The sequence below is a fragment of the Gimesia sp. genome, assembly GCF_040219335.1.
Taxonomy (GTDB): Bacteria; Planctomycetota; Planctomycetia; order Planctomycetales; family Planctomycetaceae; genus Gimesia.
In genome coordinates this window covers 1-13938 of the sequence record NZ_JAVJSQ010000045.1, presented here as the reverse complement: position 1 = coordinate 13938, position 13938 = coordinate 1, and the positions used below count along the sequence as shown (strand labels likewise).

Below are 13938 nucleotides of genomic sequence, written 5' to 3'. Positions count from 1 at the left end.
TGAGACCAGCCTCATCTGCACTGTGGAGACCTCCCATGCAATGGCCTACCCTCGTCGTGTCCTGCTGCGTCAGTTTGTGTGTCTCTCTCCCGCTTCGCGCGGAAACGCCCCCCGTCCCCGTTGACTACACACAACAGATCAAACCCCTGCTCCAGGCGCACTGCTTCGCCTGTCATGGTGTGTTGAAACAGGAATCAGCCTTACGCCTTGATGCGGGGAAATTCATTCTCAAGGGAGGCGAAATCGGTAAGGCCGTTGTCCCGGGGAATTCCGCGGAGAGCCTGCTCTTTCAGGTGATCGGCGAAGATCCGGATTTCGCCATGCCACCAGAGGGTCAGGGACGCAAACTGACACCTGATGAAGTCGCCCTGATTCGCACCTGGATCGATCAGGGAGCACATTTTCCGGCCAACGATTCTCCCGAACCAGCGCCCACAGAACACTGGGCCTTTCAACCAGTCAAACGTCCTGCGATACCGCAGACCAATTCTCCTTCGCAAAATCCTATCGACGCTTTTCTACTGGCCCGTCAATTGGAAGGTGGACTGACTCCACAACCCCAGGCGGACAAAGCGACCCGTCTTCGTCGACTCTACCTGGATCTGATCGGGCTGCCTCCCCGTCCGACGGAACTGTCTGCTTTCCTGAACGACACTCGCCCCGATGCCTGGCAGCGCGTAATTGACGATCTGCTCAGCCGCCCGCAATACGGCGAACGCTGGGGACGTCACTGGATGGACGTCTGGCGTTACAGCGACTGGTACGGCAGACGGGGCGCGAAAGACATGACTAACAGTTATTCCCTGACCTGGCGCTGGCGCGACTGGATCATTCGCTCGCTCAACGAAGACAAAGCCTACGATGTGATGGTCCGTCAGATGCTGGCAGCAGACGAACTGGCCCCCAACGACCGGGAGAATCTCGTCGCCACCGGATTCATCGTCCGGAATTTTTACCGCTGGAACTATCACACCTGGCTGAAAGACAATGTCGAGCATACGGCCAAAGCGTTTCTGGGACTGACCATGAACTGCTGCGAATGCCACGATCATAAGTATGATCCGATCAGCCAGGAAGAATACTTCGCCTTCCGGTCCCTGTTTGAACCGATTGACCTGAGACACGATCGAGTCCCTGGCGAAGCCGATCCGGGCCCCTTTCCTGATTATAAACTGAGTGTGCGAAACGGACCGGTTCGCACCGGCATGGTCCGCATTTATGATCGACATCCCGATGCCCTCGCCCGGTTTTATACCGGCGGCCTGGAACAGAACATCGTCAAAGACAAGCCCCCCATTGAAGCCGGGACGATTCAGTTTCTGGGCGGTGATGAAATTCAGATCCAACCGGTCAAGCTGCCGGCAACCGCCTGGTATCCCGGCCTCAAGCCGTTTGTGATCCAGGAGGAAACACAAAAACGAACGACGGCTATAGAGCAGGCACAGCAGAAATGGGACGCGGAGTCCCCCAGCCTCGAACAACAGCTCAAGGAACAGCAGCAGACACAGACCAATCTGCTGACAGAATACAGAGCCTGGCAGAAGTCTCAACAAACGGCGGACAGCCCGTCCAGCCAACAGACACTGCAATTGACCGGTGGAGAGGGTCGCCGCGCACTCGCCAGGGAACTGACAGGCTGGAACGAACTGCTAGAGCAACTGGAAATTCACTTTCAGCTGCGACTCCACGCCGACAAGATGGTGAATTTTCAACTCTCGAACGATCTGGCCGCCGGGCGAACTAATTTGTATGTCGCCTTCGAGGCGGGGAACATTCTGACTTATGCCCCCGGCAGCACGAGTGTCACCACCATCGGCTCATTCCCGACTGAGGCAAAACCACTCGATCTGAAAGTGGACCTCAAGCTGCAGCCTGCCAAAGACATCGCACTACTGACGGTCACCCGCAGTCAGGATCAATCAATCATCATTAAAGAGACGCCGATTGCCCTCAATGGCTGGAATCCGGCCCACAGTGTCAACCGCGGGCTCTTTCTCGATGCCCACGCAGGCAGCCGTGCGGAATTCGATCACATCGTCTTCCTCGAACCGGGAGGCCGGGAACTCAACCGCTTCGATTTCGAATTTCCGGATTACTCAGAGGGCGCAGATGTCACGAGCGCAACCGACTGGATCCTCACGCGGTTCAGTAAAGGGAATGCGACTTCGAAAATCACACTCCAGAAACCACTGTCCCCCGAGGAACAACAGTGGCAGCAGAAAATCAGCGCCGCCCGCCAGCAGTTGTCTCTGGTTCAGCTAAAGCGGGACACGCTGCAAGCAGATTTAGAAGCGGCCCGGGCCGAGCTCGCGCAGTACCAGGCGCGCGTCGACGCTGCCAGCGCCCGTCACATCGATGAGTCGCCGGAAGCCGATTCCCTGGCGCGTGCTGCCAGCCAGGCGGAATGGAACGCGAAACGAAGTGCCGCTCAGCAGCAGGTCGCAGCCGCTGCATTAAAACTGCACACCGCTCAGTTGCTCCCCGAGACTGAGAAAACGCGCACTAAACAGATTCAGGACGCACAACAACAGCTCACGCAGGCCCGGACCGCGCTGGCAGCCGCGGAAAAACGGCGGGATGCACAGTCGATAGACTTCGCTCCCCTGAGCCGGATCTTCCCCCAACAGAGTTCGGGCAGGAGAGCCGCCCTGGCGCAGTGGATCACGAGCCCCGGTAATCCGCTCACAGCGAGGGTCGCCGTCAATCACATCTGGATGAGGCACTTCGGACAGCCACTGGTCGATTCGGTCTATAACTTTGGACGCAGTGGTACCCAGCCCACGCATCCACAGCTCATTGACTGGCTCGCTGCGGAATTCATGGCGCATGACTGGAAAATGAAACACATTCATCGCCTGATTCTCAGCAGCGACGCGTACCAGCGAAGTTCGAAAGGAGTCTCAGCCGGACACCCAAATCTGACCGCGGACCGCGACAATCGACTGCTCTGGAAATTCCCCCTGCATAGAATGGAAGCGGAAGTCGTCCGTGACAGCCTGTTTTATCTCGCGGATGACCTGGACACGACCATGTTCGGACAGGAGATCGAGCAGGACCAGGGACTCACCACGAACCGTCGCAGTCTTTACTACTCCTATCATGGCGAAGCGAAGATGGAATTCCTGGCTCTGTTTGACGGTCCCAGTTCCACCGACTGTTACCGCAGGCAGACCACGGTCCGGCCCCAGCAGGCACTTGCGTTAACTAACAGCCAGCTGGCACTCAAACAGGGGCGTCGAATCGCGGCGCGTCTCTGGTCAGAGCAGGCACAACTTACAGAGAAAAGCCCGTCGGAACAGGAACTCGATTTTATCAGGAATGCATTTGAGCTGATTCTCGCCCGCGCCCCCAATCAGCGTGAGCAGGCCGCTGCACTCCGTTTCCTGGAACAGCAACAGACCCTGTTCCAAAAAGCTCCTCAAGCGACGAACCAGAAACCCGCAGATCAGAATAAACCCTTTGAACAACCCGCTGCCGATCCAGCGGCCCGCGCCCGGGAAAGCCTGGTACAGGCGCTGTTCAACCATAATGATTTTGTAACCATCCGTTAAAACCGCGTCTGCAAACCTGACAGGCAGGACAACACTATGCAATCAGACCTGACAACCATGCAGCCCCCGTGCGGCCAGATCCAGCGCAGAACGTTCCTATCCGACCTCGGTTATGGAGCCACCGGCATGGCTTTAAGTATGCTGTTGAACCGCGAAGGCTCCGGGCAGGCCGCCAGCACAAGTTCGGGAGCGGTCACCCAGGGACCGCATTTCACACCGCGGGCCAAGTCGGTGATCTGGATCTTTCTCTCTGGTGGTTACAGCCAGATGGAGACCTTCGACCCGAAACCGGAATTGAACAAATACGGCGGAAAGACCTACGCCGACACCGTCTATCCCGACCCGTTTCAGGATCCGCGCTATCAGGAGCGGGCCCGTTCGGTGGTGCAGGTCAAACGGGAACATGACAAAATCATGCCGATGCAGGTCGGCTTTCGCAAACAGGGGGAGTCCGGAATTGAGATCACCGACTGGTGGCCCCACCTGGCAACCTGTATCGATGACATCTCGTTTGTGCGTTCAATGTATACCACCGATAATGACCACGCCGCCGAGTTCCAGATTCATCACGGGCGTCACAAACTGGATCAGAAACAACCGGTCGTCGGATCCTGGCTGAGTTATGGTCTGGGCAGCCTGAATCAGAATCTGCCGGAATATGTTTTCCTGGGCTCATACACCGACACCCGCGTCAAAGAAAACTTCAGTCCCGACTATCTGGGACCCAAATACATGGGCGTGGAATTCTCGCTCGACCCGAACAATTCGCTCCCCTTTGGTGCGCGTCCCCAGACGGTGCTCGAAAAAGAACAGGCCAATCAGTACGCGCTGATCAACGAACTCAATCGCATCTCGTCTGTCGAGTACCCAAACGACGAGAAGCTCCGGGCGCGAATCAACTCATACGAACTCGCGTTTCGCATGCAGCGCTCCGTTCCTGAAGCCCTGAATCTAGACACAGAGACAAAAGAAACACAACGCCTGTACGGCATCGATGAGAACGAAACTTCGATCTATGGCAAACGCCTGCTGGCAGCACGTCGTCTGGCGGAACGGGGCGTCCGGTTCACCCAGGTCTACTTAAGTGGCTACGGCGAATGGGACTCGCATCAGAAACTCAAAGAGAATCACACCCGGTCCTGCAAACGCGTCGATAAACCGGTCGCAGGTCTGCTCAAAGACCTCAAACGCCGCGGAATGCTGGATGATACCGTTGTCGTCTTCTGCACCGAGTTCGGCCGGACCCCTGCGGTGGAAACCCGGGGAAGTACCAAAATGCCCAGCGGCCGCGATCATCATCCTCACGGTTTCACCATCTGGTTTGCCGGTGCGGGCGTCAAGCGGGGCTACGTGCATGGGGCAACCGACGAACTCGGCTTCCACGCCGTCGAATCGCCGCACTATGTCACCGACATTCATGCCACCCTGTATCACCTGCTCGGTCTCGACCCCACGCGGCTCGACATCCCCGGCCGAAAACGTCTGGAAATTGATCGCGGTAAGCCGATCCTGGATATCCTCAGTTGATCAGTGACACCGGGTCCAGAAGGATGATCGCCCCCTGACAAACAGGGTTCCAGTAAAGTTTCTACAGCTCTCACCGGGGGAATGCTAAAACGAAAGCAGTTCGGTCTCGTCTTCCAGCGAACCAAAGAACTGATCGGTCTCTGCATACGACTCAGCTAATTTCCGCACACCCGGATCCAGTGTCTCTGCCATCAGCCCCTCGTCGGTATGCTCTGCCCCCAGCAGGTGGCCCAGCTCGTGACGAATCACCGTCCAGAGATCAATCAGACCTGCAGCTTCACTGCCCGGTAATGCGATTAATGATAACTGACTGTCGTAGGTATACTCGCTGTGATCCAGGGGTGTCATATCAACAAACCAGCCATAACCGGCGGCATTCACGTCGATATAAATCGTATCGCCGACCACCCGTCCCAGCGTACTCCCTTCCAGATCGACTACTTCCACTTTGACATCCACCAGCTTCTGTTGCTCTGCACTTGAAACAGTCGGGCTGACTTCCAGAACAGCGGTCTGCAACATCGTATCCGCCTGCGACTGAGTCAATGGAGCAGCCTCTGGAGTGGTCTGAGGGACGAGCGCAACCTGTAAATTCTGATTCCAGGCATCCGGATAATTAGTCGGGTAGATAATATTTGTCTGTGATAGTTTTGTCTTGTTGTAATTCGAGGCCAGAAAGATCAGGTCCTTGAAATCCACCCGCTGATTCTGATTGATGTCACTGAACCAGGCGTATTCCGAACTGGATTCTGCGGGCACACTGTTATACACGCTCGCAAACAGCAGCAGATCTCGAAAACTGATCCGGTCATCATCATTCAGATCGTAGGGATTCGCCCAGATAGAGGCGCCGGGGGAATCGATGATCGGCGTCTGGCTGATGCGTCCACTTCCCAGCGTGATCTGTGGAGAATGTATCTGCAGTCCCAGGTCATGCGGCCCGATACTTTGCCCCTCCAGGTCCAGCAGTACCTGATCATCGGCAAGTGAATCAAAGCGGATCCGGGCAAACAACAGCTGCCCGTCGATACCCAGATCGTTCGTATCAACGGTCGCAGAGAGACTGGCAACCTGACCAGTCAGATCATCGATCGTCCCGGTCTGGTTTTGGGAAAACGCAGTACCGTATTCAATGTCCGTCGCGGTAGTAAAATCAGTCTGATAATTCAGATCAAGCGAGACCGTCTCAATCCCCAGGCTGGCAACATCAATGGTATTCACCCAGAATTCCACCCAGTAGGTTTTCCACTCACTGATCCCATTCTGGTGATCCGGGAGTGTCGCCGCTTCCCCCTGGCTATCGACCGAGGTGGGCGTTTCGACCACTCGCATCGAGAGTGTTTCGAATTCCTGCACGACGACATCAAAGGTTCGCGTGATCGTGGCATTGTCTTCCGTCGTCAACAGATTTTTGTCCAGGCCCCCATCTTCGACGGTGACAGTGATCGTCGCTGTTCCAGTCTGGTCAGCGATCGGGGTAAAGACCAGGCTGCCGGTCGCATCGTCAGAGGAGTAATTCACCACGGGATCTGCAATCAGCCCTGGTAAGCTACTCTGAGCTGTCACGCGTATCGGCTGTGCTTCGCCTCCTCCCGCAGAAATACCGCTCAGGTTCACCGTCTGCTCGGACGCATTTTTGAGCAGTAACAGATCAGGGACAGAATCCAGTTCAGGGTCGTCATTCAGAGAGTTGACCGTCACATCGAACGTGAGGTAAATCGTGCGGTTATCGCCGGTCGTCTCTGTGGAATAATCGGTGCCTCCGTCAGATATGACAAGCGTGATTGTCGCAACTCCACTCTGATTCGCGATCGGCGTAAATACCAGGTCGGCGGTCGTATCAGCCACGGCAAAGTTCACCTGCGGGTCTGGGATCAGCGAAGGCTGACTACTCTGTGCGACCACTGTTAACGGCTGAGAATTTCCCCCCGCGGTCGTGATCTGAGACAGATCGATGGTCTGCTCCAGCGCATCCTCATCAAGCACCAGATCGAGTAACTCGGGAAGCTGCACAAACAGTTCACCAAAATTGTCGATCATGATCGGTCCCTGGGTTGCGTGGGCAGTGATGCTGTTGACTTCGGTATCCAGGTCCAGAGTCCCTGCACCGCCGATGCCGGTTGCGGCCTGTAATATCAACGTCTCACTTTCAACCAGGGGGCCTTCACCGGGGAGATTATCGCGAATGGCACCCGCTGTTGAAGTCAGTTGCACTGTACCGGAGGTTTTCAGGTTCGCGACGAACAGATCGTTGACTGATTGCACGTCGATCAGGCCCGCTCCACTACTCTCAATCCGCGTCCCCTCGACCAAAGTGATACTCCCGGCCGAATCAATGTCGATACCGGAGGCTCCCGTATTCGAAATAGTAGCAGAGTTCTGCAGGAGAAAATCTCCACCGGTATTTTCCAGCTGCAGCAAACCTCCCGCGACAGTCACCGATTCGTAGACTGTCATGTTGTCAGTCGAAGTAATGCGGGTCGTTCCGTTCGTCGTTACGCCGTCGATCCCACCAGAGAAACCAAGAAACAGCATACCGGTATTCTCCAGTGAGAATCCTCCACCGGAATTCGCCTGCAGACCCACGATACTCGATTCCAGCGCATCCCCTGCACCAATCCCACCGGAGGCAATCAGCGTCACCAGGTATCCATTCAGATTTTCCGCAGCACCGTTGGCATCGATAATTGAACCGTTGCTCGCTGTCAGTTGAATCTGGTTCGGCGTCGTAATCGACCCCAGATACAGATTCGACTCTGCGAACAGCTCAACACTATCCACTCCTGCACTGAGACTGCCTCCGGCTGCAAATGTCAGATCGCCGGCGGATTCGCCAATCACACCTCCCGTCGTGGTAAAGGCGCCATTGAAACTCACGATTCCCGAGAGCGTCAGATCGCCGGCCCCCAGATCCAGATTGCCGACATTGACCGCATCATCACTGCCTGGAGTCACAAACAGGTCAGCACTGAAGTTACTGTCTAGACCATTGAGATCGACGGTATCCACACCGGTACCGCCAGCGGCCTGGGTCTGAATCGCCAGTACATTCGCAGGATTGAGAAACGTGACCGATTCCCCCAGGGTAGAATCAATCATTGAAAGACTGTCCCCAGCCACACCGTCATCAGACAACGTAATCGTCTCATCCGCTCCGGTAAAGCTGAAGCTCCGGTTTTGCGTTTCAATCGTATCCAGAATCGGTTCCAGCCCGGTATAGGTGATTGTCTGCGTGGCACTGCCATTGTAGAGAATGCTGCCGGAACTCTCATCGATGAATCGATGCTCAACCGTCGAGGCGGCCCCGCCCAGAATTTCCAGTGCATCGCCGCTGGTCTCTCCCCCGGAACCTCCGTCAAACAGAATCCCCTCAGCTGGAGTAAACAGACCGCCATCCGGGTTGTGAATACTCAGGAGGTCATCCCCTTCCCCCCCTGCAAAGACCAGTTGTGTCAAAGAGGTAAAACTGACAACAGAGCCGCCGTTGAATTGAAAAGTACCACTGTCAGGTCCCGTCGCTAAGACCGTCAACTCATCATCGCCCTCAGTACCTTCTACCCAGAGCCCCCCCTGCAGGTTGACATCTTCCATCTCGGAATAATTAATCGTTTCCAGTCCGCCGGTAAACGAAATGGTCCCACTGTCAGTACCACTGGGGGTCACTTCGGGAACGGCTCCCGGTGATGAGTAATAATAGAGCGAATCAGCAGGGGAAGTTGGTGCAGCAGGACTCTCTCCATTGACGGTAATCTCCGTCGCAGAACTGGCAGAGAGATGAAACGTATCTGCGAACACACTCCCGGTCAGTTGAGCGCCATTCACCGCTGAGAGCTGACCGAACAGTGCCAGTTCGCCCCCCTGAAAGTCAGTGGTAATAGAGCTTAGATTTAACGCGATCGACGAGTTCCCAGCCACGAGCTGTGCTCCGGCCTCGATGAGAATATCATCTGCGGTATTAAATGTGATGGACCCGTTAGCTACTTCGATTTTTACACCAGACCGAACAGTCAGGTCATCCGCCAGGCTGCCCGGATCGCCATCCACACTGGCCAGTAATATTCCTATCCCGGCAGACAGCGACTCGTGGATATCGATGCCCCCCTCACTCTCTATATCGATAATGCTGGTGGCAGAACGAATCCCTTTCCAGGCGGTCTGAGCAGCTGCGGAACCGAGAATCAGATCCCCCGTATTCCTGACTCTGACGACTCCTTTCGCCGCCGCGACTAACTGATCGACGTCGGTTGTCATGTTAAGGATCGATCCCTGTTCGGCAGTAAGCTCCAGCAGTCCTGCGGTAATCGAGTTCACAGTGGAATTCAGCAGGCTCAGATGACCATTGCCCGCGATCAAGTTCACATCACCGGTGGTCGTCAGCTGGCCCGTTGACCAGGAGGTTGAGGATTCAAGATGAATATTCCCCGAACCCGCGTCGATACTGCTGTCAGAGGTGGTGAAACTCAAAATACTGGAGACAACTTCGACATCACCATCCAGAATAATGGCGCCAGTGATTCGTGTCGTATCAGCCAGACTGAGCAGATTTCCCTGATCCAGATCCAGACCAGCTCCGAGGGAAACCGTTTCTGTCCCTACCCCCTGCCCCAGATTTAGATCGGCGCTGAAATTCCCTCCCAGAGAATCGATCGTAATCTCGGAAGTGAGTCCGCTGTTCCAGTTCCCGCTGTTGACCGTCAGACTCAAGGAAGGATTCAGGAAGGTCCCCAGTTGACTGACATCCGACTCATAGGTCAGTTCGTCGACTCCAGCTTCACTCAGGGTGCTGACACCACTGAAACTAAGCGAGAGTCGATCCACGCTCACTGTCGAATCCAGGGGCTGTTCCAGTCCGGCGTACTGAATCGCGGGTCGGGTGTCGGCATTAAAGAAGACCCGTCCCTGACTTTCATCCAGAAAATGATGCGTTTCCGCGACTGCAACGCCGCCTGATATTTCCAGACGGTCGCCACTGGTCTCTCCACCCTCACCGCCGTCAAAGTAGATTCCATTCTCCAGTACAAAGACGCCGCCCGAGGGATTGTTGATGATCAGCTGATCGTCCCCTTCAAATCCGTAGAACTCCAGGGATGAGATACTGAAAAAGTTGACGACAGGACCAGCGTTCAACTGGTAGGAACCAGAATTATTATCGCTGGCAGTAATGGTCAGCAAATCGTCGCCTGAAGTCCCCTTGATCATCAGATGCGCGGGGTCAGGCACACTGAATCCCGCTTCCAGGTTTTCGATGCCTGTGATATAGATACTCTGATATCCGCCTCCATAATCCAGCCGCGCATTCTCACTGTCGTAATCAAGATAGGCTCCGTCGATCGGTTCATTATAAAAGAGCGTGTCACCGGGACTCGCCTGCGATAACCCATTGACGGTAATTTCGGACTCGAGACTGGGAGTGATGTAAAAAGCATCTGAATTGACGCCGCCATAAACGGCGGTGCCGTCTGCAGAATGAGTCTGTCCCCACAGTGCGACGGCAATATTCGCATTGTCCGCGACCATGTTCTTAGCTTCCAGTCCCACGCCACCGGTCAGCGCGATCAACTGGGCTCCTTCTTCCACCAGAATATCATCGTCTGCAACGAGGCTCACACCAAACGAACTGTCCTCCGATTTCACAATCACGCCAGCCCGAATGATAATATCCCCGCCGGCGTAGAGACTGAGTGAGGTCCCCGTCTGAATCGATTCCCGGACATCCAGTGAACCCGTTGTATTGACATAAATGGTACTGTCCCTGGCGTAAATCCCGGTCAGGTCACCCGCATCCCCGATCACGAGGTCCCCTGTGTTTTGAACCTGCACAAAGCCTACAGTGGCAACCTCGAGATAACCCACCTGAGTCTCCATTGAATTCGTCGAAGATCCACTCAGGATCACTGCCCGTGCAGCCGTAATGTTATTACTGGAGCCATTAGTATCGATAATGGAAGCGCTGGCATCGATCCAGACATCTCCTGTCGTGATGATCTCGCCCAGGTTGAGACCAGTCGACTCAAAGTAAATATTTCCACCGCCGGTATTCAGCGGAGTTGTGCTATCTGTAAAAATCGAAGCGGCTTCGATATGTACGTTTCCGGTGGTCGTGATACTCTCACCAAAAGTGGCTCGATTGACGTGCAGCTCCAGATCACCACTGCCCAGGTCAAGCGAGTTTCCGAATTCAACCCAGTCATCGCCGCGCGTTTCGGTAATGATCAGGTCGGCAGTCGCATCCTGTCCCACGGAATTGATGTTGACATAATCCAGCCCGGCACCGCTGTTCAAGGTCAGGGTTGTGGAAGGAACCTGCAAGACCCTCAATTCCGGACCGGAACCGGAGATCACCTGAAATCCACCACTTGCATCCGCGTTAAAATCAATCGTCTGTGTGTCATTGTCATAATTCAGATCCAGGTGGACCGTCGCCACATCCCAGATCATCTGATCCTGCCGGGAGTAGGATAGAAAATCCAGGTCGAATTCATTCAAACGCACCCAGCCTGATTGAGATCCCCCCATCCAGGAGGAAAGGGAGTCTGCAGCCCCGCTCAGGATAATCGTATCATCACCCGAGCCATCATCGCCATCGTAGTCAATTCTAAGTCCAGCTGCAGCGAGGGATGTATCCAGGGTGACCTGTTCGTTTCCTGCTCCCCCTGTCAGATAAATGGTGCTGCCCGTCAGCATGGATAACGACACGGCAATCGTCTGCGCATCGATCTGTTCTCCGCCAACCGGCGCTGTGATCAGATTGTCAACCACGCTCACGATCAGCTGCCCCCCACTGATCGTCATCGACAGGATCGAATCGGAGACCGTCTGATGATCGATCAGCAAATCGCCATTCACGATCTGGGTAATAAAGTCAATCACGGGAGGAAAACCAAATACATAGGCGCTACCGGTATCGGTTGCACCATGGTCGTGCAGCGGTGCACCACTGACAATTGTCTCTCCGTCAATGGCGATCGCGGAACCATAGCTACTGCCGGTTTCAGTATCGGCAGCAATCAGTGACTCCTCTACAGCCGTACTCCAGCTGAACGAACCCTCAAACAGGTATGCCGCCCCAGTGCTCCCATTGCTCAGAGGATCTCCCACGACCAGGCTCATATCGGCAATGGAGACAGCCGCTCCGAATCCACCTGAGTCCGTCGAATTGGGATATTCGCTGGCACGCAGTTTCTCGACGATATTCCAGTTTTGTGCGCCGTCCAGAATCGACACCGATCCACCATACGTATCGCCGGCTGCACCAACGGCGGCATAGCGATCATCAATATCAACAGCGCTGCCCAGATCGGAACCGGTGGTTCCCGACAGTTTCTTGATCTCTCCCCAGGTATCATCCGCAACGCCTGCACCATTCGTACTGCGTTCGAACAGATAAGCGGCTCCCTTGCCCTGGTCCTGCACCGCACCTGCGATGATAGTCGTTTCATCCTGACTGATCGCCACGGCTGACCCCAGCCAGGCATCAGCAGAAGCATCACCGGCTTTCAGTTGATCGACGGAGAACGTCGCCCAATCATCGTCTGTCGTGAAGACATAGACGGCACCTGACGACGCAGCAGCCCCATACGAATCCAGTTGTGCCCCCACTACAGCAGTATTGCCTTTGAGGTCCACAGCCAGTCCAAAGTCTTCCGCCGCATCGTTCGCCAATGCTACAGGACGCGCGAGGGTCGCCAGCGCGTCCCAGGTATCATCACTCAGATTTGAGGCAGTCCCCTGTTCATTACGTCTGAAAAGATAGGCCGAACCAAAGGTATCTCCCTCGTCTGCTCCGATCGCACCGATCAGCAGTGTATCACCATCAATGGCGACCGACGTTCCGAACAGATCCTGGTCTGTATTATCTGCACGAGGTGAAACGAGCGTCGAATGATAGTCCCAGCTGTCATCGGTCTGATCTGCGGGCGTCCCTGAGTCATTGCGGGTATACAGGGTGACGGCTCCCGCATTATCGATTCCCGCTGGATCTGCATTGGGGGTGCCTACTACCAGCCAGCCCCCGGAAACCGCAACCGCGGAACCTGACTGATCCGTATCTAAAGGAGCGAGTGCAGCATCAGGTAGAAGTTCCCCCTGAAACAGACTGGTCAAGAGAGTTCGGTCTTCCAGTAGCTCAATGCAATGGATCTGCCGGGCAGAAGAATCAGTCACTGTCTGACGTAAGTTCCGGCGATGACGGCGGCGAACTGACGGGCGAGTAGATGAACGCGCTGAAATCGCCTGCAGCCAGTGGGTCAGAAACATCTCATTCACTCCGCTCTGCAATGTATAGAGGATAGCCCCGTAGATTCCCTGATGGGATTTTCCCTGTATTGATGATGTGCCAGGTCGCGAACCTGATGGGCCCTGTCTCTCCATGCAGATTGAATATCTGACATTGGTTTCAATAACTTAACATACATGATTTACAAGTCATAAAACAATGAGAAAAACAGACGAACGGATGATTAAAGCAGATCCGTTTCCTGGCAGCAGTGCTTTACTGCACGATCACAATTTGTGACGTCAGATAATTCAGCACGGCTATCCCCCACACCAATAAAAACAGTCCCCCGGAAACCTTGGGTTTCCGGGGGACTGTCGGGACTGTTTGTAGCGGGACTGTTTTAATCAGTCCAGCAGCGGGTTGTCTCCGCCGGCGATGCCGCTGAAGAAGTCGTCGAGATCGTCTGCACTCGGCAGGCGACGTTCGGAGACGTCCAGCGAATCGCTCATCAGGGTACCGTCTGAGTCCAGATCTTCCAGACCCAGCGTGTGACCCAGCTCGTGCATTACGACTGTCAGCAGATCCATCTGACCAAAGGCGTCGCTGCCGGAACCGGCCAGCAGGCTGCCGTCCAGCAGTGTG

4 protein-coding genes are annotated in these 13938 nt (G+C 55.1%); 2 read left to right on the top strand and 2 right to left on the bottom strand.

All coding sequences use genetic code 11. The features are described 5' to 3' along the window. Positions 1-35: 35 nt before the first annotated feature. Together RID21_RS30565 and RID21_RS30560 are read left to right on the top strand one after the other, a co-directional pair. The gene (locus RID21_RS30565) at positions 36-3551 is read left to right on the top strand and encodes a PSD1 and planctomycete cytochrome C domain-containing protein (RefSeq protein WP_350195633.1); all 3516 of its coding nucleotides are present in this window, start codon (positions 36-38) and stop codon (positions 3549-3551) included. 36 nt (positions 3552-3587) lie between these two features. Further along, positions 3588-5078 carry a DUF1501 domain-containing protein gene (locus tag RID21_RS30560; protein WP_350195631.1) on the top strand — a complete coding sequence of 497 codons (1491 nt, stop codon included), beginning with the start codon at positions 3588-3590 and terminating at the stop codon, positions 5076-5078. Positions 5079-5162: 84 nt separating this feature from the next. On the opposite strand, the gene RID21_RS30555 is transcribed toward RID21_RS30560, so the two are convergent. Further along, entirely contained in the window at positions 5163-13241 is an 8079-nt protein-coding gene (locus tag RID21_RS30555; protein ID WP_350195629.1) for a hypothetical protein, read from the bottom strand. 459 nt (positions 13242-13700) lie between these two features. Beyond that, a partial coding sequence (locus RID21_RS30550; protein WP_350195627.1) for a matrixin family metalloprotease occupies positions 13701-13938 on the bottom strand: 238 nt, incomplete at its 5' end.

Excerpts from the sequence above, each read along its gene's own strand:
- RID21_RS30565 (WP_350195633.1), top strand. The coding sequence starts at position 36 with ATGCAATGGCCTACCCTCGTCGTGTCCTGCTGCGTCAGTTTGTGTGTC.
- RID21_RS30560 (WP_350195631.1), top strand. The coding sequence starts at position 3,588 with ATGCAATCAGACCTGACAACCATGCAGCCCCCGTGCGGCCAGATCCAG.